We start from the raw sequence: 23,419 nt of genomic DNA, 5'->3' as shown, positions 1-23,419 counted from the left end.
GGTTTTGTCCTTGTACAGGAGGTGACCGGCCGCTGGAAAGAGGTGCTTCCCTGGGACGGTTTACTCATTTTTGAGAGTTGAACAAAAGTAATGGTCCTACTCGGCCTCCATTGAAGCCGGCGCCAGTCGCGGGGCCAGGAGTTGGATGACCAGGAGAGCCACCAGATAGGCCGATCCCGCGATGATGAAGACGGGGAGATAAGACCCGGTCCATTGGAGCACGTAGCCGACGATTTTTGCGATCAACATGCCGCCCACCGCCCCGGCCATGCCTCCAAAGCCCACCACCGAGCCGATGGCGCGACGCGGGAACATGTCGGAGGCGATCGTGAAGATATTTGCGGACCATCCCTGATGAGCCGCCGCCGCGAGGCTGACGAGCGCGACGGCTACATACAGGTTGGGAGTCCGAGAAGCGAACACGATGGGCACCACCGCAAGCGCACACACCAGCATGGCCGTTTTTCGACCCGCATTGAGAGTCCAACCTCGCTTGATCAATGCCCCCGAGAGCCAGCCGCCAAAGATACTGCCGATGGTCGCGGCGTTATAGATTACCAGAAGCGGCACGATCATCCCCAGCAAGTTGACCTTAAAGTTTCTATTAAGAAAATCCGGGACCCAGAAAAGGTAAAGCCACCAGATCGGGTCCGTCAGAAACTTGCCGATGGCAAACGCCCACATCTGGCGGTGAGAAACGAGCCGCTTCCATCGGATGGGAGTTGTCTTTTCGGCGGGATCGCTACGGATATAGGCCAACTCAGCCGCCGTCACGCCCCGGTGTTCATCGGGATGGTGGTAGAAGGCGATCCAGAGAATGAGCCACACGAAGCCGAGCGCCCCGGTGGCAATAAATGCCCCCTGCCATCCATACCTGTAGGTGAGCCAGGGGATGACGAGCGGGGTCACGATGGCGCCGACATTGGTGCCGGAGTTGAAAATGCCGGTTGCCAGCGCCCGTTCTTTTTTCGGAAACCACTCGGCGACGGTCTTGATGGAGGCCGGGAAGCTTCCCGACTCACCGATCCCCAGTGCGAAGCGCGCGGCGCCAAAACCGAACACCGAACTCGCCAGGGCGTGGGCCATCGCGGCAAGGCTCCACAGGAAGACCGCCAGTGAAAAGCCCTTGCGCGTGCCCAGCCAGTCCATGACGCGACCCACTACCAGGAGACCCGCCGCGTAGGCCAGCTGAAACATGAAGATGATGTTGCTGTAATCGATTTCGCTCCAATGCATCTGGGCCTGCAAGGTGGGCTTCAACAGGCCGATGACCTGGCGGTCAACATAATTGACGGTGGCGGCAAAAAACAATAAAGCGCAGATGGCCCACCGGAAATGGCCGGAGGCCGCCACAGCCGCCGGTGTCGTCACCGGCTCCTCCGCGACCGCTGAATGTTCACTCGCCATTGACCTGCCATCCTTTCTGGATTCCGCATTAATTCAGGACAAGGACTCCGTTCCGAGGGACAGGACCGCAAGTCAATTCGTCTGCACCTGTGTTGTTGATGTCCATTCGGTGTGGAACACCCCATCCTTGTCAATGCGACGGTAGGTGTGGGCCCCGAAATAATCGCGCTGGGCCTGGGTTAGATTGGCCGGCAAGCGGGCACTGCGATAGGCGTCGAAATACGCCAGGGAGGCACTCATCGCCAAGACGGGTAGACCCATGCCGACCGCCGTCTGCACTACGAAACGCCAAGCGTCCTGACGACTTTCGACCGCCTCGCGGAACGCGGGGTCCAGCAGTAAGTTCACGAGGGCGGGATTGTGGTGATAGGCCGCCATGATGTCGCCGAGGAGGCTGGCCCGGATGATGCATCCCGCGCGCCAGATCTTGGCGATGTCAGCGAGGTGAAGTTCAAACTTGTACTCCTCGGAAGCGAGACTCATCAGGGCACAACCCTGCGCGTAAGAAGTAATCTTGCTCGCGTACAGCGCCGCTTCGACGGCCTCGATCAGCCGCCGTACATCGCCGGCGTAGGCGGGTACCGGTCCCCGGAGCACTTGGCTTGCAGCGACGCGCTGGGGCTTGAGGGCCGATAGGATTCGGCTCTCGACGGCCGCGTTGATGGTGGGGATCGGGGCGCCGATGTCAAACGCGTTCTGGCTGGCCCACTTCCCGGTGCCCTTCTGCTGGGCCTCGTCCAGAATGACATCCACCAGGGGCTTCCCCGTTTCCGTGTCCTGCTTTTCGAAGATGGCGGCAGTGATTTCAATCAAGTAGGATTTTAACTCGCGCTGGTTCCATTCACTGAAAATGTCATGAAGTTCATCGGCCGCAAGGCCCAGGCCCCGGTGCAACAAGTCGTAGGCCTCGGCGATCAGTTGCATATCGCCATACTCAATCCCATTGTGCACCATTTTGACGAAGTGTCCGGCCCCGCGTGGTCCCATGTATTCCACGCAGGGTTGGCCATCGTCGGCGCGGGCCGCCATGGCGCGGAGGATCGGAGAGACCGCTTCCCATGCCTCGTGTTGTCCACCCGGCATAATAGCGGGTCCCCACAGCGCGCCTTCTTCTCCCCCGGACACGCCGGTTCCGATGTACAGGAAGCCCTGGGCTTCGAGTTCCTTGTTGCGGCGCTCGGTATCGAGGAAGAAGGAATTTCCGCCGTCCATCAGGATGTCTCCCGTGTCCAGGTGCGGTTTCAGATGGGCGATGGCACTGTCGACAGGCGAACCGGCCGGCACCATAATGAGAATCCGGCGCGGTTTTTCCAGTGCCTTCATCAAATCGGCGGGAGAGTCCGCACCGGCAATCCTTTTCCCTTTCGCCGGGCCCTCGAGGAAGGCGCGCATCTTGGCCGCATCCAGGTCATAACCGATGACCGGAAAACCATTGCGTTCCATGTTGAGCGCCAGATTGGCCCCCATGACGCCGAGTCCGACCACTCCGATTTTGTACTCCATCTCATCTCCTAACCCGCGATGGCGGTCTTCTTCTTGAGCCGGTACAGAACCTCTCCGGCGCGCGGCACCACGTAAACCCCTTCCTGTTCACGGCCGCGCCATTCATCGATTTTGATGGATGCCGGATTGAGATAGCCCAGGTTGATGCGATGGCATCGCTCCTCGGGAATTCCCGTGGCCAGTGTCACACGGATACGCGGGGATTCAATGCCGGTTGCGGAATCGTAAGTGCCCAGGCCTTTGACGTGCGTCGAGTGTGCCAGCACGCCCCCGGGATAGTGGTGGAAACGCTCCCACTGCTTGATGAAGTAATCGCGGCAGTGGTAACCGATCTCGTCGATCAGCTTTCCATGAGTGTAGCTGACCTCGCTCAGGTGCGGGCCGTAGATGACCACCTCGCCGCCATCCGCGACCGCGGGCTCCATCTTGTACATCCCCTTCGCCGCCGTCCAGAGGTCGTCGTACATCTCCGGCATCACCGAGAGCACGCGCCGAAAAGGTTGGTCCACATAGATGATATGTTTCTCGGCCGAAAGCCTGGAGGCCGCGGTCCATGCCTCCGGCGGCGAGCCGAAATACAGCCCGGCGAGGCCCTCATGAGTGACGACAAGCGCAAAGCATGCTGCCGGCCGGGGAATGAACGCGGCCGCGCGATCGATGACTGCCCGGACCGGGGTGTATCCGGCGCCGATGACATCGTAGTTGGTGATCACCGCACCGAGCCAGTGGGTGAAGTTGATGATCTCGGGTCCCGCAATGCCGGGGAAAAAGTACTTGTTGCCGCCGGAGAACCCGACCACCTCGTGCGGGAAAACCGGGCCGCAGATGAAGAGATGATCATACTCGAGAATCAGCTTGTTGAGCGTCACCGGCACGTCCTGGGACATCAGGCCCCCGGTAATCTGCTCGATCTCCCGGGCGGGAATCGTTCCCAGGGAAACGAAGTTGGCGGGGTTTTCCCAGTGGTGGTTGAAGATGTGAGTTTCGCCAACTTTGCCGTCAACGACCGCGTGCCCCACCAGTCGCGTCAACTGGGCATCACTCATCGGGGGGTGTGTGCCGAGGGCCACCAGGTAGTCCAGCGCCTTGACCCGCGGCTTGAGGATCTGCTGGAACCAGGTGAACATGACAGGCATCGGCATTGAGCGCGTGCCGTCTGGGATGATGATGAGAACACGCTTGCCTTCGACCGAGACCGTGGCCAACGCTTCGGCGATAATTTCGCCGATCTGGTCATTATTGAGGTATCGGTCGGTGAAACCCTTACCAATGGTCATATTCTGTCTTCCTTTGCCAGGACAGCGTGAAACCCACCACTCTTTGCATTAGGAATCCAGGAAACAAGGAGGTATGCACCCAATCCATCGCTCCTTGAATCCCTGGGTTCCTGGTTTCCTCATAAAGGTTTTTGCAGTTCCCTCGGGGTCTTTGCTGTGCTCAGCACTTCCATGGCGGAGTAGCGGGTAACAGCCGCATAAAATCCGCTAACAATTCTTCTTCGTAGGCCCCGCTGAACGTGCCGGACAGGAACTTGTCTATGCCTTCCTGAAAGAAGCGCCTCCAGGATTCCTCTTCGTGTCCGGGGTTGATGGGGAAGAAAAGGGCGCCGCTCCCGCGGGCTGCTTCCAGGTCGCCGAAGGCGTCCCCGATCATCAGCATGTGGTTGAACGCATACTTTCCGGCAGTCGCCATCTTCAGGTGCTGTTTTTTTGTGCCCATTTCCTGGCCCGCGATGACGCGCACGTATCTCGCAATGTCGTGCTCTTCCCATTCACGCACGAGCGCCTCGGTGGGGGTCTGCGAGACGACGATGCTGTCGGTCCGCGTCGCAAGGAGTTCCAGGCTCTCTCGAACGTAAGGGAAGGGCGGCAACCCGAACACGATGTCGGAAATGCTCTTGTTGACCGCCAGGCTCCATTCCATGGCGCGCGCCAGCTCCGGATCGGGATGACCGGCCATATACTCCTTGAGTCCGTCATTGCTGAGCGGCTTGCCCGATTCGATAAACTCACGCACCCGGGGAGCCTTCGGAATTTCGACCTTGCGTGCGGCGACTTCGGGCCGTCGGGTCAACAAATCGAAAACCATCACGAGGGCCGGCCAGCGGTTGGTACCGCGCCACTTCGAGTAGAGATTGACAAACTCGGCGGTTTCGCGCGCGTATTTTGAGACGGCCTGCAGATTCCAGTACTTGATGGTGTTGGGACAGAAGCACTCCTTCTGTTTGATCTCCATGCTGTCAAAGGCGCAACCGTCGGAGTCGATGCCGACGAAGAACTCATGCTGCGCCTTGAGTTCGGCCAGTGCCGGCGCGGTGCAGGTGCTCATAGGGTGATCTCTCCTTGAAGTGGGGATTAGGGCTTGCCGCCCTGATCGAGTGGTCCCGCAGTGACTCGGGTTTTTTCTGGTCAAGGCCTGCGCTGCGGTCAGGCCGTTCTGTACGGCGGCTCTTCCCCCCGCGGGCGGGGGAGCGCGAGCCGTTGTGGCGGACCGCCCCTGACTCACCCGTCCCGCCTGGGGACAATTAGACGCCGCTGTAAGCGGAGAAGCCTCCATCAATCGGCACGACCGTGCCGGTTACAAACGCCGATGCCGGCGAAAGCAGCCACAACACGGCGCCGAGTAAATCTTCCGGATTCCCGAGACGCGCCATGGGCGTATGAGCAAGAATCGACTTGCCCCGAGGCGTCCATTCACCCGTTTCCCGGTCCTTTAGCAGGAACCGGTTTTGGTCGGTCAGGAAAAAACCCGGTGCGATTGCATTGACGCGAATGTTTGGTGAATATTCCTGTGCCATGTGGACCGCGAGCCACTGTGTAAAGTTGCTCACACCGGCCTTTGCAGCGGAATACGCGGGAATGCGTGTCAGCGGCCGGAAGGCGTTCATCGAGGAGATATTCAGGATGATGCCACCGCCCTGCTCTGCCATCACCTTGCCGAAGACCTGACACGGGAGGATTGTTCCAAGAAGGTTCAAGTCGAAGACGCCACGCAGCGCTTCGGTCGGAAGATCGAAGAATTTCAGATCGGGACTTGTCGTGGCCTGCGGTTTGTTGCCGCCGGCGGCGTTGAGCAAGCAGTCCACCCTGCCAAACCGCGCCAGGACCTCACCGGCCACCTGGCGCAAGCTCTCGATGTTCAGGACGTCGCCTGCAAACAGTTGAGCATTGCTCGCGTGCTTTCCCATGCGCTTCAGGAGGGCCGGGCCCGGTTCAAGTCGCTGGTCCAGGATGGCTAATTGAGCGCCGCAACCAGCCAGCGCACAGGCGATTTCGCTCCCCAGCACGCCCGCGCCGCCTGTGATGACCACCGTCTGTCCTGTAAAATCGTAAATTCGCGTCAGCTTGTCGGTAGTCATCGACATCGCATCCATCTTTTCGTCATCCGTGGTTGTGTTCATCGATTGGTCACCCATGTGAAGGACGGTCTTCCTAAAGCTGCTCTGCCAACGACGATCTCTTGCGGCGTGTAATCCTGATGTCGCGTGTGGAAAAAGGCCCCCCCAATTCGTGCGATTCCACTTTCATTTAAGATCCCAAGCTTTGAGCTACTGAAACGAAATATTCTATAAGTGGTCATACCACAAGTCAAAAAATAATGTATGTTCATACCATTTTGAAAAAGCGGTGTCAAGTCTTAATAACAACACATATATGACGATATTTGTATATTACGAGTTTTCTGATTGATAAAATTGGAAATATATGTTAATTGTGTGCTTGGCAAGAGGTCATACCAAATTGTAGTGACTCATAGTCTGAATTCCGATTTGAGCGGGGGCATTGAGCATCATGACCAAATCTGATGGTTTTGCGGCGACTCAGCTCGTGGTGGCCCATGTGCGCGGCTTAATCGAGCAAGGGCAACTCCGGTCCGGGGATCGACTCCCTGCGGAGCGGGATCTCGCCGTCCTGCTGGGGGTGAGCCGGGCGAGTCTTCGAGCCGGCCTGCGGTCGCTTGCCGCGATGGGAGTGGTTCAGACTCGGCATGGGTCCGGCTCCTTCATCACATCGGGGCGGCCTGTTCTCGCAACCGATGCCCTGAGTTTTCTTGCGGCGTTGCACGGCTTTACTCCCGCCCAGATGTTCGAGGCGCGATTAGTGCTCGAAGTGTCGGTCGCGGGGCTGGCGGCAGAACGCGCCAGTTCGGAACAACTTGTCGTGATCAGCGATGAAGCGACGGGGATGTTTGCGTCTTTGGACGATCCCCAGGCGTTTCTCCTCCACGACGCCCTTTTCCACCGCGCGGTGGCGGCGGCTTCGGGCAATCCCATCCTTTCGGCGCTCGTCAACATGGTGTCGGAGCTGTTCCGTGAGCAGCGCCGGCAGACGATCAGCCGCGCCAGCGACCTCAGAGAATCGGCCGAGGAGCACCGAGCCATTTACAAGGCCATTCGTGTCCACGATCCGGAACGTGCCCGCCGCATGATGAACGACCATCTGCAACGGGCCGAGCATGCCCAGGTGATCGAGGAGACCCGCTCGGGCGAGCCCGCCGTCGTGGAGAGTCCCGAAGACTCGGCCGTGGCCGTAGTAAAGTCCTGAGTATCCCTTCCTGCCCTTGGCTTGATTCGAGCAGTCCCGGGAGAACCAAGAATGAAATGCCGCATTGCTTCCACCATCGCCCTCGTAGTCCTTCTGACTCCTGCATGGGGCCAGGCCCGTGAATTGACGGTCGCGGCCGACGGGTCCGGTGACTTCAGGACGGTCCAGGCGGCCGTGGATTCGGTGCCGGAAGGCAGCCGTGAACGCACGGTCATCTTTCTTAAGAAGGGAACCTACCGGGAACTGGTTCGAATTCACAAACCGTTCCTGACGCTTCGTGGCGAGGACCGCAAGAAGACCCGGATCGTTTCAGAAGTCGATACCAGCGCCTGTCCCATCCAGCCGGGCCAATCCAAGGAAGAGCAATGCTCGGTCATCATCGCGGACGCAAGCGACCTCGTCATTGAGAACTTGACCGTCTTGAATTCATATCAGGGAAGGGGCAAAGGCGCTGCGCTCTCGGCGATCGGAGGAGCCAGACGGGTCGTCATCGCGAAGGTCGACGTGGTCGGCTATGGCGGCGATACGCTGGTCCTCACCTCCCGCGGCGAATTCTACTTGAATGACGTGTATGTCTCCGGCACCTACCACATCATTGTGCCGCGCGGAACCACTTACGCCATCCACTGTACCTTCTGGTGCCTGGGTGATCCACACTGCCTCTTCAATGAAGGCATCTTCCGCGAGACCGATAGGATGGTGATCCGTCAGTCCGTGATTGACGGCCCGAAGCCCTTCGGCCTCGGATCTTACTTCCGTGACGCCGCGTGGTACTTCATCGAAAATACAATCTCAGACAAGCTCCTGCCGGACGGGCAGATCGTCCGTGAGCCTGCCCGCAATTACGAGATGAAATGGGGAGAGGGACGGGTCTATTTCGCCGAAAACAAGGCCCCTGATTACGCCTGGCTCAGAGACAACCTCGAAACGTCCCCGGCAAAAGTGAAAACAGCGGTAACGGCCGCGTGGACCTTTTCGGGCTGGGATCCCGAGAGCGAGACGCCCGCTGGGATCGCCCGGATTGAGACAGACCCTGACCAGCTCCGTCTTGTGTTCAAGGAGAGTGTCACGGTGCGAGGACAACCACGCCTCAAGCTGGCCTCAGGCCGGCCGGCGGTTTACGCCTCCGGCAGCGGAACGGATACGCTTGTGTTCAAGGCACGATGCCCTTGCCGCCCTGTCGAAGTCGTGTTGAAAGACGCCGCGATCTATGCCTCCGCAGCCTCGCTTCGAACGCGAAACGCCGATCTGTCACCCCTCCAGTCGAAAAGAACCAAGTAGAATCTTATCTCGAGACGACGAAAGGCCCCCGCCACAAAGAGCGTGGCGAGGTTACCAAGACATTCCTGAATGCGATGCATGGGTAGCCTCGCCGGCGTTGTGTGCCGGCGGGGGCTTTTGGTTGAGCTGAGCGGCCGTTGCGGATTTATGCTGAGAGGCGACGAAAGGCCCCCGCCACAAAGAGCGTGGCGAGGCTACCAAACCTGCGCATTTTCCTGCACGTCAATCGGCACGCCCTTCCGCACTGTAATTCGGACTTGCCTCATGTGAAGTTCGGCGTTGCGAACCACCAAGCCACTGTCGGCAGAGATCCGGACGTCCTTGAGTACAATGTTACTCAGGCGGCTCTCCGGCAGCCCAACGATCTTTCCAGCATTCTTTCCCTCCGCAGATTTCAAATGGCGAATGGTCACATGGTGAAACTTCGGAGTCGTCGCCGTCAACCTTTGACCCGGATCGCTGCCGGGCGGCGGAATCGTTCTCTCGGGGTAATAACCTGTGATCACGATGGCATTTCTGACGTTGTGCATGGAAATGTTGGAGTAGTGAATAAAGGACACCTCGCCACCTCGACCCCGTGGAGATTTGATGCGGATTCCATTATCCGTTCCGCTGAAGGTAATATTGCGGACCGTCACGTTGCGGACCCCGGCGTTGGTTTCGCTGCCGATGGACAATCCGTGTCCGTGGGCGAAATAACAATCGGAAATCCGGATGTCGGCCGCGGCCGCACCGGGGTGATTTCGGTCGGGATGGCCGGACTTGATAGCGATGTTGTCGTCCCCCACGTCAATGTGGCACCGTCTGATGCGGACGCGGCGTGAGGCGCTGGGATCAATTCCATCGGTGTTCGGGGAATCTGCGGGCGCGAGGATCTTCAGGCCTTCGATCACGATGTCTTCGCTGTTGGCCGGCACCAGATGAAAGCTGGGCGAATTCATAAGCGTGAGCCCCTCCACACGGATGCGCTTGCAGCGGTTGAAATACAGCAGACGGGGCCGGTCCCCCGCCTCAGGGTACTTCTTCCACCAGAATTTGCCGTCCCCGTCGATGGTCCCTTGGCCTACCATCGCAAAGTCCGAGGCATCGACGGCATTGATCAGTGCCAGGACTTTGCGACCGGTGTCGGGCTGGCCCGGCATGGGTTGATAGTCGGCCGTATCATGGGAGCCGATCAGGATGGCGCCGGAGTCAAACTTAAGAGTCACTTTTGACTTGAGAAAAAGGGGAGCGCTCAGGTACTTGCCTGCGGACAGGCGCACAATGCCGTTTCCTGTGGCGGCACACTTGTCGATGGCCGCCTGGATGGCCCGGGTGTCCTTCGACTGGCCATCGGCGAGCGCGCCATGATCTCTTGGATCACAAATGAGATTCCTGGCACACACACAATGCGATCCTGATGCGACGAGAACCAGGGCGAAGGCGATGGCGGCAGGAAACCGTGCGTTCATGGGATTCAGGCACGCCTGGAAAGCGCGGCCTCCGATGCCCCCGCGGTGAATTCCACTTCGCGCGCCGCCCGCGTGAGGCGATTGCCCATCAAGCTGACGTCACGATTTGTGGTTCCCTTCAATTCCAGGAAAGTGCCCGTGCCCTCGGCCGCGGTGCAGGAATGCAATACGGCATCATTCACGTTTTCAAAGCGGATGACCGGCTGACCTGTCTTCGGTTGGCGGGTGGTGAAGCGGTAGACTTCAATCTCGCGTACCCCGTCCACAGCGAACGCCGGGCCCTTCGCAGCGTTGACCCGGACATTGTCGACAGCCAACCCGGTGACGTTGGTACAAGCAATCCCCGTCGCAGCGTCTTCCACCACCATGTTACTGATGCTGAGTTCCTGGATCGGCATCTCGGGAAGACCTTCGATCACGACAGGCCGCTTGACCCCGGTCGCGGTGATTTCGCTGAAGTGAAAGTTCCGGAAGGTGGGCGTCCCTTCGTTTACCGGTTGAACGGCGTGCAGATCGCCTCCGGTGTAGAACATCGTCACGGTGACGGCCTCGCCTACATTGCGCATGACCACGTTGGAGGCACGCACGTTCTCCACGACGTTCCCTCGACCCCGGGCGGTCTTGAAACGAAGGCCGCGCTCCGTGCCGTCGCACACGCAATTGCTGATCGCTACATTTTTCACCCCACCCGCCGTTTCGCTGCCCACCCCGACCCCGCAGTGCCCCGTGCCAAATACACAGTTGGTCACCGTGATGTTTTCAGAAGGGACTCCCCGTGCCTGGTAGCGGTAGCCGGATTTAATAATTATGCAATCGTCACCCACGCTGATGGTGCAGTTCGCAATGCGCACGTCCTTGCAGGAGTCCGGATCAATGCCATCGGTGTTGGGCCCGTCGGTGGGGGCGAGGATGGTGACCCCGTCAATACAAACGTTTTGGCACATTACCGGATGGATGTTCCAGGAGGGTGAATTGATGAGGGTGACGCCGCTGATCAGTACATTCTTACAACGATAGAGATTGATCATGCGCGGGCGGCCCCATTTGAGGAGAGAACCGGGGGGATTCTCGCTCTCGCGGTCGTCAAGTCCCATCTTCCGGCGGAGATCGCGGACGATCCGAAAGGCCTTCCACCAGGCCTCGCCCTGGCCATCGAGGGTACCGCGGCCGGTGATGGATACGTTTTCCAGATCGGCGCCTGTAAATAAGGATGCGTATATCGATCGGTCGATGCCTTCCCAGCGGCCCTGGATGGTCGGGACACTGTCGAAATCCGTGGTAAAGAGCAGGATCGCACCGGCCAGGATCTCGACGTGAACATTGCTTTTCAGAAAGAGGGCACTGGTGAGATACCGGCCTGCGGGGATGATTACCTTGCCGCCTCCGGCCTGGGCGCAAGTATCCACTGCTCTCTGGAGCGCCTTGGTGCAAGGAGTTTTCCCATCACCCACGGCGCCGAATTCGAGGGCATTGAAGAATGGACCGGCGTGCTTGTCTTTCTCTCCGGGGGCGCTGACGGCAGCAACGGCCGCGGGGGAGAGGGTGGCAGCGGGCAGGGTCAAGGCCGCGCCGATGGCAAAATGCTTCATGAAGTCGCGACGTGGACGGTGGTTCGACATCTCGCCTCCTGGAGGTACTTGTAAGGTGGTTTGTTGTTGTTTGTCGCCTGAGCGGGAAACCTGGCAAAGGACGCTGGATTGCATGGGCGGATTCATCCCGCCAAAGAGAGGTAACGCAGACCCATGCGGGCCGGGACTGTGCCGCCGCGCTTTTATTCCGAAATCCACAATCCACAATCGGATCGGCCTTCACCGGGCCGTCACGGTCACTTTCAAGGGCGATCGAAGGCGGGTGGCGAATTGTGAAAGATAGCGATCCCAGTCCTCGACGGTGAGGAAATCACCGCTCTTCGTCCAGCCGAACCCAGCATAATACGCAGCGGTCATTTCCGGAGCGACCCTGGCAACGACCAGGGAGTTGCCCTTGTCCTCAGCGCGTTCCACAATCTGGGTGGGATTGATGAGGACTCCGCAGCCGAGCTGTCCGGCATCCTCTTTGAGCGGCTCCCAGGTGCGAAGGGATCCTTGTTCCCGGCTGAAGGAACTGGCGGCGCCCGCATTCTTCTTTATGCCAATGGCGTGAGTCAGTTTTTGAGTCTCCCCGTGGATCGTGTAGCGACTCTCGAAGCGGTTGAGATTCTGTCCCGCGTCCAGGATGATGCGTTTGACCTCGGAGACCCGGACGCCTCCCGCATCCCACGCGTCATAGGTGAGTTCGAAGATGACGCGGATCGGACCATTGGCAAAAACACGGGAATGCCGGAAGTTGGCCGAGGGATACAGCCGTCCCGCCACCCACAGGCCATTGCCGCCGCAGCCCCGGCTTGTGCCCGCAGAATAAAAGTCGGCGCCCTCGCCATGATCGCGATGATAGTCATCCACCATGTACCAGTCGTTGATAATCAGCCGCCGCACCCGTTTACACCAGACGTCGACGGCACTGCTGGTCAGCGGTTCCTGCGCCCAGGTTTCCAACGCGGCGCCATACATGCGGTGGGCGATGCGATCATTCTCCCAGGCAAAATCATCGCGCCGTTCCTGGACAAACCGGGCGTAGGCTTTGAAGTCTTCCCGGCGGGGGACTTGTCGGTCGCCGACACTGAGTTGGAATTTCCGGGTTTCCAGGGGCCCGATGTCCGTCTGGTAGATGAGTTCTTCGACCTGGCCGTCGTCATTGGTGTCGACCGCCTGCGCGAGCAGTTCCTGGCCGGTCCGTTCGTCAAGGACGTGCACGCGGCGGGGATCCTCAACGGAGAGCAGCCGCCGCAAATCCGCGGCATGGAGCACAATCGTTTCATGGGGCCGATCGAGATCGATCGGATTGCGAACGGTCACCAGGGCACCCGGAAGAGTCGGGACCGCGGGGGCGGCCGGCAGGAAGAACCCGAGGGCCATGACGAAAGCGGTAAGGAGCCGGATCATGTTTTACTCCTCGAAAGGCGTTCGGCCGGACGCGCCGGTCAGCCGGATCATCGTTTGCGCATCCGGTAATGGAAGGTGTTCAAGGTCCGCTCGATATCAAAGGTGCGAAGCATCGTGATGACTTCAGCGCCGGCCATCAGGACCGGCCCATATCCCTGCATGGCGCCGAGATCGGTGGGACGGTTGCAATAGTAGACCGCGTCGTAGGCGGCGGTCGTTCCCACGCAGATGCCCTCGATGCGACCGTCCTGCCGCACCCGCTGGGCCACGGCCTGCCATCCGGTTTGTGCCACCGGGGCGTACACCGGGCTCAGCCATCCGCGGTTGACGCCCCGCGCGATGGCGAAGGTAAACATGGCGGAGGCCGAAGTTTCAAGATAGCTGTCGGGCTTGTCCAGCAACTGGTGCCACAGGCCGTTACCGCTCTGGACGGCGGCGACTCCCTGCACGCTACGCTGGAAGATATCAAGGACGTGGGCGCGGTCCGGGTGGTCCTCGGGCAGGACGCTGAGGAGTTCCGCCATGGCCATGAGCGCCCAGCCGGCACCGCGTCCCCAATAAAAATGCGGGTCATAGGCGGTATTCTCGAACCACGAATGGTCATACAACCCCGTGGTCGGGTTCTGCAGGCGCTCCGACATTTGAATGACCTGTCTGGCGGCATCGTCCAAGTACGCGCGGTCTCCCGTCAACTCGCTCATCCGGACGAGGAAGGGAACACTCATATACAAGTCGTCGATCCAGAGCGAAACCGGCTGTGGGCGCGGACGGGCGACGGTGCCATCCTTCATCCGCATTTGCTTGTGCGAAATAAATTCGGCGACGAGGTCGATCGTGGTCCGGTATCGCGGATCCGGTTTCTTCCGGTACGCCTTGATGAGCGCGGCCCCGATCGCGCCGCAGTCATCCAGTTCGTGCATGTCCAGCAATCGTCGATAGCCATGGCGCTGGGGCCCGAACTCGCTGGCTTGGCGGCGGAAGTAATCGAGATGGTCGAAGATGAAGTCGAAATTCCTGAGCGTGTAGTCTTGGTATCTGGAATCTCCGGTGACGTCCGACACCTGGAGCATGCCGGCCAAGACGACACCCATGGAGTAGGTCCAGTCAATGAACTCGCCCTCGCGGAGATCGATTCCTGCAGCCTTGATGGGACGGGACAGATCGGGGATGGGCTGATTCGTGTCCGTATTGATGATGCGGTATGGAGTGGCGCGAACAAAATAGGCCCGGATGCGGTCCAGCACGGCTTTGATGTCCGCCTCTGTCGGAACCGTGTAGTCAACGCCCGGCGCGATCGAAGGTTGAGAGAAAGAGGGGTCGCTGCGGCCCGGTTGGAGTCTGCCCGGATCCCGGGTTTCAGACCGCGGGGATTGCGCCCACGCGGCCGGGGACATCACCGCCGTCAGCAGCAACATCGCGACCGCTCCCCTCAGCAGGGATCTTCGTTGCACACGCATGTTCCTCTCGCTCCTCATCTCCCGGCCCCGCTGGTCAGCGTCCCGCGACGGCCGACGGCCCCGCTCAGGAAGATCGGTTTCAAATGCCGTTCATAAAGGTTCGTGGTGACGTTGCGGGCGATCGGCTCCTCGCAGGCGTCCAGCAGATCCAGGTAGCGCTGTCCCAGCTGTGCGGCAATCTTGTAACCGACATGGAGCACCTGGCGGAAGCTGGGGTTGAATTCGGCGCAGGTTTGATCGTGGCGCAGGGCATTGGCGTATTGCTCTGAAGACCACGACTGGACGCGGTCGGGATGCGGGAGCTTCGCGGCGTCAATGTCAATGACGGTCGCATAGGGAGCGCAGAGCTCGTCGCGGCGCCGGTAAGCCTGCGTGTAGATCTCCCGGACAAGGGCGAGTCCGTCGCCGCCCGCCTCCGCCAGCCCGATGAGTTCCTCAAGCCAGGTGGTACCGGCCGTTTTCACGTGCAGCCCGGCCCCGGTGTCGGCGAGGGCGCGGGCCATGGCCGGGTAGATCGAGAACTTGTCACTCCCGGAGTGGATGCTGAGCTTCAGCGTGGAAGGGAGGCCATAAGTGGTGATGGCGTGGGCGACGACGGCGAGGTCGCTGCGGAATTCTTTTTCGAACTGGGCGGGATTGCCCACGTAGTCAACGCCCTTGTTGAATCGGCCGGTGAACTTGGGCGCAACCGCCTGCACGGGCACCCCCTCATCCGCCAGGGCGGCGAGGATCACGAGCAGCTCGGCCGGGGTCTGCGGGCTGTCGGTTTCATCCATGGAAACTTCCGTGATGAAGCCGTCCGGTTTTTTCGTGGCCGCGATGCGCCCGTAGAGGCGGCCGGCTTCCTGGGCCGCGAACAGGTACTTTCCCGCGACCTGCGTGAGGGCGGCCCGGGAGATCTCCAGGGGAGGCTCGGGAGGGGGCAGGGCAATGCGCTGCGCCAGCTCGGGGTGCTTCGACAAAAATCCGTCCACCTGGTGGCCGGCCGCGGGTTTGCCGATGGCGGCCGCGACATCGAGGGTATAGTAGTCGCTGGAGTCCAGAAACCCCTCCACCGTTTCCAGCGTGATATGGTCGGCATCCACGTGGAACGGTCGGCTCCAGCGGAGTTCCCGGACCGCCGCCTCGGCGGCGGCGCGCACACTGCCGGGCTTTGAACCCACGATCGTGTGCTCGCGGTGGGACTTGTTCCAGACCGGGATGATCTCGAACCCGTTCTGGGCGGCGAGCACACAGGCGCGCAGCTGCGCCCGTGCCTGGCGGGCAAAGCGGTCCCCGACTCCGAAGGAGTATTTGGCGAGAGGGAGAAAGGGACGGTCGAGCGGAGATTGCGGACGGGTTGGGGTCATGGATCGGTTCCTCCATCGGCGGTTCCCGGAGGTGGGGCCGGTCCCTCGCCGCGGTGATCGGGGAGTCTTCGTCGTTTTATTAAATACAACGACGTTGTATTTGACAAAACGATCTTTTCATGGTTGGATATCCTTTGTCAACCCACTTTTTCACGGGCGCCCGGCGATCCGTGAGAGCGGGGCGGCGGTTCGAGGCAGACAGGGATCAAGAAAACGGGGCGGGCGCGCCCTCTGAAATTTGCTTGACAGCGGTTGCGAATCGTGACAGCATAATTCACGTAATACAACATCGTTGTATTAGGTAAAACATGAGAATCGCACGAACCACCACCGGAAAGTACGTTGTCGAGGCCGTGGACAAGGCGCTCGACATCCTGGAAACCTTTAACAGTGCCGAGGGGCTGACGCTGAACGAGATCAGCCAGCAGGTCGGCTTGAACAAGAGCCGCACCTTCCGCCTGCTCTACACCCTGGCGGAGCGCGGCTACGTGGAACGGAGCGCCGACGGGGCGCGCTACGCGCTGGGCATGAGGCTCTTCGAACGGGCGTCCAATGTGCGCCGCGAGCTGAAGGACGTGGCCCACGAGTTCATGCTGGAGCTGCACCACCGCTTCAACGAGACCGTCAACCTGGGGGTGCTCGACAACGGGGAGGTGCTGTACCTCGACATTCTCCAGAACTCCCGGCCGTTCCGCATGACGGCGACCCCGGGGTGCCGCATGCCGATACATATCACGTCGATGGGCAAGGCGATCCTGGCCTACCTGCCCATTGACGATCCCGCGTCGCCGGCCCGCGCGATGGTCGCCCCGCTCTCCCGGTCCAAGCTGCAAACCTTGCGGCACGATCTCGAAGTGGTGCGCCGCCGCGGCTACGCGATGGATAACGAAGAAAACGAGCCCGGGGTGGCTTGCATCGGGGCGCCCGTGTTCGATGCCAAGGGTCTGCCCGTCGCCGCGATCAGCGTCTCCGGGCCGGTCCACCGGATTCTCGGCAAGGAGAGGAATATCGCCGCCTCGATCAATGAGGCTTGCAGTGGCGTTTCCAGGATCCTCGGATTTCAAGTCGTGGAGACCCGTTCATCCCGAAAGGCCGGATAGACAGCGTCGCATTCCGCCGACGCGGCGCCGTCAGCCGGAGAACGGGGGCCCCAAGGCATCACCGCTGTAATTGAAACAGGCACGGAGCAAGGTCACGCAGGTGGGGAGGCTGCCTGGTCGTGATCAGAAATACATTCAGAGGATACGGCCGCAAGGCCACGGAACCGGCCAGGGACGGCTTGAAGGATGTCCCGGGTGGCGGGAGTCCCTGCGCGCTCAACCTCCCTTCTATTCATCGTCATTTCTTTGGCCTGCGTCAGCCCTTCTTGCAGGCAAAACTCCACGGGAACGAGAGGATCACCGCAGTATCGATTTTATAGTTCAGCAGGTAGGGGTCCCGGCTCCCAACGGCCTTGCAACGAGGAGTGGAAAGGGTCGTGAAAGCCATGGGCACGCCAGCGGGCCGTTCACGGCGGTGCCTCAAGGAACCGAATCTCGATTCTGGACCAAAATCACAATCGAAGGGAAAGTATAAGGAGGCTATCATGCGTACAAACTGGCGGCGCGGGCTCAGCGCGGGAAGCCTGCTCCTATGCGGATTCATCATCCTTGTCCTGACCGCCCTCCCCATGGCCGGCCAGGAATTCAGGGGAACGATTGTCGGCCGTGTGGCGGACATCACGGGAGCGGTCATGCCCGGCGTCACCGTTTCGATCAGCAACGTCGAAACCGGCCAGACGGTCAAATTGACGACGAACGAGAGCGGGCAGTACGCTGCGCCGCTGCTCCAGGCCGGCAAATACCGACTGGAAGCCGACATGCCGGGCTTCAAGCACTTCGTCCAGGAAAACATCGAACTTCGGGTCAACGATCGTCTTCAGATCGACCTGACGCTGCAACTCGGCAAGGTGACTGAGACGATCATCGTGGAGGCGGGAGCTCCGCTGCTCGAAGTCACGAACGGGTCAGCCGGCCTGATCGTGGATTCGAAGCGGCTGTCAGAGCTTCCCATCGCCCACGGCAACCCCTACCTGCTCATCGGGCTTGCTCCCGGCACGAACATGGACGGGGACCAGAAGTTGAACCGGCCCTTCGAGCCGACGCATATTACCGCCTATTCGATGAGCGGGACGCGGGCCAACACCAGCGATGTGACCCTCGACGGGGTGGCCAACACGGCCACCGCCAACCCCGGCCAGATCACGGCCTCTTATGTCCCACCGTCGGACGCCGTGGCCGAGTTCAAGGTGCAGACGGCATCCTTCGATGCGAAGACCGGACAAACGATGGGCGGGCTGGTGAACATCAGCCTCAAGTCAGGCGGCAACGCGCCGCATGGAACGGCCTACTACACCAAAATGGCTCCGTGGATGACGGCCAATGACTTTCTGGCCAACAGCACGGGCATCCCCCGCCCCAATGAAAAGTATGACCGCTTCGGCTTTTCATTGACCGGACCCGTGGTCATCCCCAAGCTCTACAACGGGCACGACAAGACGTTCTTCATGTACGCCTTTGAAGGATTATTGGACACCCGTCCGCGGGGTGACACAGCCACCTACTCGGTTCCATCCGCCAAGGAACGCAACGGTGACTTTTCCGAGCTGTTGGCACTGGGTTCGAAGTACCAGATCTACAACCCTTTTTCGCGGGTCCTGCTCCCCAACGGACGTTATCAGAGCAATACGTTTCCGGGGAATATCATCCCGCCGGAATTGATCAACCCGGTTGCCAAGGCTGTCCTCGGGTTCGTTCCCATGCCCAATTGTACCGGCACCGCCGACAACCAAAACAACCTCTGTCGGGCGAACATGGCTGAGGCGACCAATTACTACACGCATGTATTCCGGGTCGACCACAACTTCAGCGACCGGCACCGCATCTTTGTGCGCGGAAATTGGTACAAGCGCGACAGTCTGTCAAAGGACTACTACCTCTCGGCCGCCACCGGCCAGAAGCAGGACTACTTCTCCCGCGGCGGGTCCGTCGATGATGTCTATACGTTCTCGCCCACCCTGGTCATGAACCTTCGATACGGCTACAACCGCTTCATCCGTCTCACCGTTCCTCAAAGCGGTTTTGGTCTTGACCTGACTTCCCTGGGTTTCCCGGCGGCGCTCAACGACGCCATCAGCCCGGACCAGCGCATGTTCCCGTACTTCAGGGTTCGTGATTCGGGCAGCGTAGACAGCCTGGTCACGCAAAGTATCGGTGAGCAAAGATATATGGATACCCACTCGTTCGTGGCGGCGCTCACCAAGATCCATGGGGCGCACCAGTTCGAGTTCGGGACCGAATTCAGGGCTTACCGGCACAACCGCTACAACATCAATACCAACATGAGCGGCAGCTACACCTTCGACCGCACCTTCACCCGGGGGCCGCTCGACAACTCGACGGAAGCTCCGATGGGGCAGGCGATGGCTGCGTTTCTCCTCGGGATTCCCAGCTCCAGCGGCAGCTTGATCAGGTTGGTGAGCAATTTTGCCGAACAGTCCCTGGCCTATGGTTTCTACTTCCAGGACAACTGGCGTGTGACTCCCAAGTTGAATATCACCCTGGGACTTCGTTACGAATTGGAAACCCCTCTCACTGAACGCTACAACCGCAGCGTGAGCGGGTTCGACGAGACCGCTGTTCTCGCGGAGACTGCAGCCGCTCAAGCCGCGTACGCCGCCAACTACGCGAAGAATCCATTCCCCGAGCTCACTCCCGACCAGTTCAAGGTTTTGGGTGGCTTGATGTTTGCCGGCGTCAATGGCCAGCCGAGTACTCTGTGGAACAAGGATACCAACAACTTCATGCCGCGCATCGGTTTTGCCTACAGCTGGAACGACAAGACCGTTATTCGTGGTGGCTATGGCATCTACTTCGGCGGCCTGGGGGTCCGACGCACCGATGTCATTCAGAATGGTTATGCGCGGGACACAGCCTTCAGTCCCACGCCCAACAACCTTGCTCCCTTCACCACTCTGAGCAATCCTTTCCCGACGGGCCTGTTGCCTTCCCAGGGTTCTTCCGCGGGAGTCGAGACGGATCTCGGAAACAACATTTCCTTCTTCAACCCCAACCCGAGTGCCCCTAAGATGCAGCGCTGGCAGATCGGGATCCAACGGGAACTCCCGGGCAAAATGGTGATGGAAATCGCCTATGTGGGGAACCGCGGAACCGATCTTCAATCCAGCAACTCCACCTCGGGAGGGGCTATTCCTCGGGACCTCAATTCCATCCCCAACCAGTACCTCTCGACGTCGACCGTCCGGGATCAAGCCAAGATCGACTACCTTTCGTTCCAAATTGCGAACCCGTTCTACAAGCTGTTCCCCGGATCCGTTGCCACCAGTAACAAGATCACGCGGGGGAACCTGCTGAAGCCATTCCCGCAGTTCGGGACGATCTATGCCGATGACAACAACGGCTACTCAGAGTACCACGCCATGCAGGTGCAGTTGGACAAGCGTTTTGAGCAAGGGGTCCTGACCCACTTTTCTTACACCTGGTCCAAGGCGATGGACGCGATAGATTACATGAACTCCGGAGATCCTTTGCCGTACTATTGCGTTTCGCCGCAGGACCACACCCACCGGTTCTCGGCCAGCGGTATCTATGAACTCCCGTTTGGTCGAGGCCGAAGAATCGGATCAAACATGAATGCGGTGGCCGACGGAGTTTTAGGCGGATGGCAGGTGCAGGCCGTCTACATCTTCCAGTCGGGAGCGCCGATCACCTGGTCGACCCGGAACGTCGTCTTTAACGGCGACCTCAAGGATATCGGTAGCGGTCCGGCAACCGTCGCCCAGTGGTTCAATACAGCCGGATTCTTGACAGACTCCACCAAAGCGCCCAACTCCACGTATCAAATCAATACGTTTCCCATCCGGCTGAGTAGCGCTCGGTTTGATGGCATCAATAATTGGGACCTCTCCGTGATCAAGAGATTTAAGCTCCATGAAGGTGTCAATCTCCAGTTCCGCGCAGAATTCTTGAACGCCTTCAACCGGCCGAGTTTCCGGACCCCGGCGGTAAATCCTTACAACCTGGATTTTGCCAGGGTCTCAGACACGGCCGCTTTTGCGCGAACGATCATGGCGGGCCTGAAGCTGACATTCTAGCCAGGCTGCGAACGGCAAGCCCAGAGAGCGTGGACCTCTCCACGCTCTCTGTTCAGCAGCAAAGAGATTCCTTGTTATTCAAGATGAGAAGCGTCAATTCAGCGCACGGAGTCAAGCTTCACTGGATTGCAGAGTCCCCGTGCCGGACCGTGCTGTGCCGCTGTGAATGGTGCTCTGCTCGCGGGGCCATCAGCAGGTGTGCGATGAGCTGTCCGAACCCTCCGAACGGCGCATTCATAAGACAAACACCCCAAAGGAACATTTCCCATGACCAGCCCATCACGAGTAGCCATTGAAAAGATGGTCTTCCGCAAGACCAACGTCCACATCGGGCGCTTCATCTCGGTGACCCCGGAGAACAGCACGAACCGGCATCTGGCTTACGGACGGATCCTTCTGAACCCTTCGACGCCGACTGTGTCCTTCTCCAATGGCGACCGCGAGACGGGCTTCATTGTGCTTTCGGGTGAAGCGGTCGTGAAAATTGCCGGCCAGAGCATCGACTTGGGTCGGTATGACTCGATTTACATCCCCCGAGACTCCGCGATCGAGGTGTCAAGCCAGAAGGGTGTGGATATTGCAGAGTTTTCGGCCGATGTGAAGAACCGCTATCCGTTACAGATCGTTCGCTTCGCTGAGATCTCCCGGGATCCGAGCCAGGTATTCACTGCGGGCACAGGGACCGGGGCTTCGCGTCATCTCCATATGTGTATTGCGAAGAATGTGGAGGCGGGACGGCTGGTGGCCGGTTTCACGTGGTCTGACCCGGGAAACTGGACCAGTTGGCCTCCCCACGAGCACGCCGCCATGCTCGAAGAGATGTACGTGTACTTTGACATGCCGGCTCCGGCCTTTGGAATTCAACTCGTTTACAACAACACCGAGTATCCGGAGCTGGTGACCGTGGTCCGGGACGGCGATGCCGTTCTCATGCCCAGCGGTTTTCACCCCAATGTCTCGGTGCCCGGACATCGCATCTGCTTCCTGTGGGCCATGGCGGCCCATCGCGAGGGGGTGGATCGGCAGTTTGGTGTCGTCAACGTCCAGCCGGGGTTCGATCAGGGGGGCTCGGGTCTGGAGGCAGGCCGGAAAAAGTAATGGGGGGGCACATGAGGGAGGCCGCATTCCTTGGGTCCAATCAAATCCTGTAGTTACGGCTTGGATTGGCCGATGAGGATGGTGAGGTAAGGCATGATGCTCGAAGCGTTTAGGCTGGACGGTAAGAATGCGCTGGTCACAGGCTCACAAATGGGACTGGGTGCCGGCATTGCACTGGGCCTCGCCGAGGCGGGCGCCAATGTAGGCTGTCATGGCCTCACGCCTGAGCCCAACGACATCGCTCGACAAATTCAAGGGCTAGGGCGGAAGTCTTTCTTCATGTCTGGAGATGTGGCGGACCAGAAGGTGTGCTCGGAGTTGATCGAGACGACGATTCAAAAGTTCGGTTCCATAGACATCCTGGTGAATAACGCAGGCACAATCCGCCGCGCGCCGGCTGCCGAATTTCCGCAGGAATACTGGGACGAAGTTATTGCGGTGAACCTCACTTCGGTGTTCCGTCTTTCGCAATTGGCCGCCCGGCAGATGCTGAAGCAAGGCAGAGGCAAGATCGTCAATATTGCTTCCTTGTTATCTTTCCAGGGTGGCGTGTTGGTGCCTTCGTATGCCGCTGCCAAGTCGGGGGTGGCGGCGCTGACCCGGGCATTTGCCAATGAGTGGGCGTCGAAAGGCATTAATGTAAACGCCATTGCGCCGGGTTACATGGCCACCGACAACACGGCGGCGTTGCGGCAGGATCCGAATCGGGCGCGGCAAATCCTCGATCGTATCCCGGCGGGACGTTGGGGCGAGCCGGTGGATTTGGCCGGAGCGGCGGTCTTCTTGTGCTCCGCAGCCAGCGATTATGTTCATGGTCACATTTTGCTTGTGGACGGTGGATGGATGTCGCGGTGAACGAGAGGACAGCAGTAGTCACCCGTGTGTTTGCCGGTAGTTACTTCCGGTGTGAAAGGTCAGCATGAAGACAAAGCAGGAAGTGCGGGAGCTGATAACGGAAGTAGGGATCGTCCCGGTGGTGCGGGGGGCCTCGGCGGAACAGGCGATGATGGCGGTGGAGGCGATCATTCTCGGAGGGATACCGATCGTGGAAATCACGATGACGGTGCCGGGGGCGATCGGGGTCATTCGGGAAATCGCCCGGACCATGGATTCGAGCGTGGTGGTGGGGGCGGGCACGGTGCTGGATGAAGCGACGGCGCAGCGGTGCCTGGAGGCGGGGGCGGAGTTTCTGGTGA

The 23,419-nt window shown here is 59.8% G+C and carries 18 protein-coding genes; 8 read left to right on the top strand and 10 right to left on the bottom strand.

The features are described 5' to 3' along the window. Positions 1-96 precede the first annotated feature (96 nt). The 5 genes from LAO21_21300 to LAO21_21280 form a co-directional block, all read right to left on the bottom strand. On the bottom strand, positions 97-1,407 hold the full coding sequence (locus LAO21_21300; GenBank protein MBZ5555257.1) for an MFS transporter: 1,311 nt from the start codon (positions 1,405-1,407) through the stop codon (positions 97-99). Between the two features lie 72 nt (positions 1,408-1,479). After that, positions 1,480-2,910 (bottom strand): NADP-dependent phosphogluconate dehydrogenase, encoded by a 1,431-nt coding sequence (gndA, locus tag LAO21_21295; GenBank protein MBZ5555256.1) that lies wholly within the window; start codon positions 2,908-2,910, stop codon positions 1,480-1,482. 8 nt (positions 2,911-2,918) lie between these two features. Further along, a complete protein-coding gene (locus tag LAO21_21290; protein MBZ5555255.1) occupies positions 2,919-4,187 on the bottom strand; it encodes a lactate racemase domain-containing protein in 1,269 nt (422 codons plus the stop codon). 160 nt (positions 4,188-4,347) lie between these two features. Continuing rightward, positions 4,348-5,238, bottom strand: coding sequence for an HAD family hydrolase (locus tag LAO21_21285; protein MBZ5555254.1), 891 nt, complete (start codon positions 5,236-5,238; stop codon positions 4,348-4,350). Positions 5,239-5,434: 196 nt separating this feature from the next. Further along, positions 5,435-6,274, bottom strand: a complete 840-nt coding sequence (locus LAO21_21280; protein ID MBZ5555253.1) for an SDR family oxidoreductase — start codon at positions 6,272-6,274, stop codon at positions 5,435-5,437. Between the two features lie 427 nt (positions 6,275-6,701). Between LAO21_21280 and LAO21_21275 the strand changes: the two genes are divergently transcribed. Further along, positions 6,702-7,454 (top strand): FadR family transcriptional regulator, encoded by a 753-nt coding sequence (locus tag LAO21_21275; GenBank protein MBZ5555252.1) that lies wholly within the window; start codon positions 6,702-6,704, stop codon positions 7,452-7,454. A gap of 51 nt (positions 7,455-7,505) precedes the next feature. Then, positions 7,506-8,735 carry a hypothetical protein gene (locus LAO21_21270; protein MBZ5555251.1) on the top strand — a complete coding sequence of 410 codons (1,230 nt, stop codon included), beginning with the start codon at positions 7,506-7,508 and terminating at the stop codon, positions 8,733-8,735. Positions 8,736-8,929: 194 nt separating this feature from the next. On the opposite strand, the gene LAO21_21265 is transcribed toward LAO21_21270, so the two are convergent. The 5 genes from LAO21_21265 to LAO21_21245 form a co-directional block, all read right to left on the bottom strand. Further along, positions 8,930-10,186: a glycoside hydrolase family 28 protein gene (locus LAO21_21265; GenBank protein MBZ5555250.1), complete on the bottom strand. Its 1,257-nt coding sequence runs from the start codon at positions 10,184-10,186 to the stop codon at positions 8,930-8,932. A gap of 5 nt (positions 10,187-10,191) precedes the next feature. Next, positions 10,192-11,775 (bottom strand): glycoside hydrolase family 28 protein, encoded by a 1,584-nt coding sequence (locus tag LAO21_21260; GenBank protein MBZ5555249.1) that lies wholly within the window; start codon positions 11,773-11,775, stop codon positions 10,192-10,194. Between the two features lie 219 nt (positions 11,776-11,994). Then, positions 11,995-13,167, bottom strand: coding sequence for a DUF4861 domain-containing protein (locus tag LAO21_21255; GenBank protein MBZ5555248.1), 1,173 nt, complete (start codon positions 13,165-13,167; stop codon positions 11,995-11,997). A 47-nt stretch (positions 13,168-13,214) separates the two neighbouring features. Next, a complete protein-coding gene (locus LAO21_21250) occupies positions 13,215-14,624 on the bottom strand; it encodes a glycoside hydrolase family 88 protein (GenBank protein ID MBZ5555247.1) in 1,410 nt (469 codons plus the stop codon). Positions 14,625-14,638: 14 nt separating this feature from the next. Next, on the bottom strand, positions 14,639-15,973 hold the full coding sequence (locus LAO21_21245; GenBank protein MBZ5555246.1) for a tagaturonate epimerase family protein: 1,335 nt from the start codon (positions 15,971-15,973) through the stop codon (positions 14,639-14,641). A gap of 308 nt (positions 15,974-16,281) precedes the next feature. On the opposite strand from LAO21_21245, the gene LAO21_21240 reads away from it, so the two are divergent. The 6 genes from LAO21_21240 to LAO21_21215 all read left to right on the top strand — a co-directional run. Further along, a complete protein-coding gene (locus LAO21_21240) occupies positions 16,282-17,073 on the top strand; it encodes an IclR family transcriptional regulator (GenBank protein MBZ5555245.1) in 792 nt (263 codons plus the stop codon). Between the two features lie 119 nt (positions 17,074-17,192). Further along, the gene (locus LAO21_21235) at positions 17,193-17,393 is read left to right on the top strand and encodes a hypothetical protein (protein MBZ5555244.1); all 201 of its coding nucleotides are present in this window, start codon (positions 17,193-17,195) and stop codon (positions 17,391-17,393) included. Positions 17,394-17,558: 165 nt separating this feature from the next. After that, on the top strand, positions 17,559-21,125 hold the full coding sequence (locus LAO21_21230) for a TonB-dependent receptor (protein MBZ5555243.1): 3,567 nt from the start codon (positions 17,559-17,561) through the stop codon (positions 21,123-21,125). Positions 21,126-21,425: 300 nt separating this feature from the next. Continuing rightward, positions 21,426-22,223: a 5-deoxy-glucuronate isomerase gene (locus LAO21_21225; GenBank protein ID MBZ5555242.1), complete on the top strand. Its 798-nt coding sequence runs from the start codon at positions 21,426-21,428 to the stop codon at positions 22,221-22,223. 96 nt (positions 22,224-22,319) lie between these two features. Then, complete coding sequence (gene kduD / locus LAO21_21220; GenBank protein ID MBZ5555241.1) at positions 22,320-23,078, top strand: 2-dehydro-3-deoxy-D-gluconate 5-dehydrogenase KduD; 759 nt, start codon at positions 22,320-22,322, stop codon at positions 23,076-23,078. A 64-nt stretch (positions 23,079-23,142) separates the two neighbouring features. Continuing rightward, positions 23,143-23,419: 2-dehydro-3-deoxyphosphogluconate aldolase (locus LAO21_21215; GenBank protein MBZ5555240.1), on the top strand; the 277-nt coding region annotated here is incomplete at its 3' end.

The sequence above is a fragment of the Terriglobia bacterium genome, assembly GCA_020073085.1.
In the GTDB taxonomy this organism is placed as follows: Bacteria; Acidobacteriota; Terriglobia; order JAIQFV01; family JAIQFV01; genus JAIQFV01.
Note: the sequence above shows the minus strand (reverse complement) of the source record. Positions and strands in the feature narration are given on the sequence as shown.

Bases quoted from the DNA above. Each gene is read 5' to 3' on its own strand.
- LAO21_21300 (MBZ5555257.1), bottom strand. From the start codon at position 1,407: ATGGCGAGTGAACATTCAGCGGTCGCGGAGGAGCCGGTGACGACACCG.
- gndA (MBZ5555256.1), bottom strand. From the start codon at position 2,910: ATGGAGTACAAAATCGGAGTGGTCGGACTCGGCGTCATGGGGGCCAAT.
- LAO21_21290 (MBZ5555255.1), bottom strand. From the start codon at position 4,187: ATGACCATTGGTAAGGGTTTCACCGACCGATACCTCAATAATGACCAG.
- LAO21_21285 (MBZ5555254.1), bottom strand. From the start codon at position 5,238: ATGAGCACCTGCACCGCGCCGGCACTGGCCGAACTCAAGGCGCAGCAT.
- LAO21_21280 (MBZ5555253.1), bottom strand. From the start codon at position 6,274: ATGTCGATGACTACCGACAAGCTGACGCGAATTTACGATTTTACAGGA.
- LAO21_21275 (MBZ5555252.1), top strand. From the start codon at position 6,702: ATGACCAAATCTGATGGTTTTGCGGCGACTCAGCTCGTGGTGGCCCAT.
- LAO21_21270 (MBZ5555251.1), top strand. From the start codon at position 7,506: ATGAAATGCCGCATTGCTTCCACCATCGCCCTCGTAGTCCTTCTGACT.
- LAO21_21265 (MBZ5555250.1), bottom strand. From the start codon at position 10,186: ATGAACGCACGGTTTCCTGCCGCCATCGCCTTCGCCCTGGTTCTCGTC.
- LAO21_21260 (MBZ5555249.1), bottom strand. From the start codon at position 11,775: ATGAAGCATTTTGCCATCGGCGCGGCCTTGACCCTGCCCGCTGCCACC.
- LAO21_21255 (MBZ5555248.1), bottom strand. From the start codon at position 13,167: ATGATCCGGCTCCTTACCGCTTTCGTCATGGCCCTCGGGTTCTTCCTG.
- LAO21_21250 (MBZ5555247.1), bottom strand. From the start codon at position 14,624: ATGCGTGTGCAACGAAGATCCCTGCTGAGGGGAGCGGTCGCGATGTTG.
- LAO21_21245 (MBZ5555246.1), bottom strand. From the start codon at position 15,973: ATGACCCCAACCCGTCCGCAATCTCCGCTCGACCGTCCCTTTCTCCCT.
- LAO21_21240 (MBZ5555245.1), top strand. From the start codon at position 16,282: ATGAGAATCGCACGAACCACCACCGGAAAGTACGTTGTCGAGGCCGTG.
- LAO21_21230 (MBZ5555243.1), top strand. From the start codon at position 17,559: ATGCGTACAAACTGGCGGCGCGGGCTCAGCGCGGGAAGCCTGCTCCTA.
- LAO21_21225 (MBZ5555242.1), top strand. From the start codon at position 21,426: ATGGTCTTCCGCAAGACCAACGTCCACATCGGGCGCTTCATCTCGGTG.
- kduD (MBZ5555241.1), top strand. From the start codon at position 22,320: ATGCTCGAAGCGTTTAGGCTGGACGGTAAGAATGCGCTGGTCACAGGC.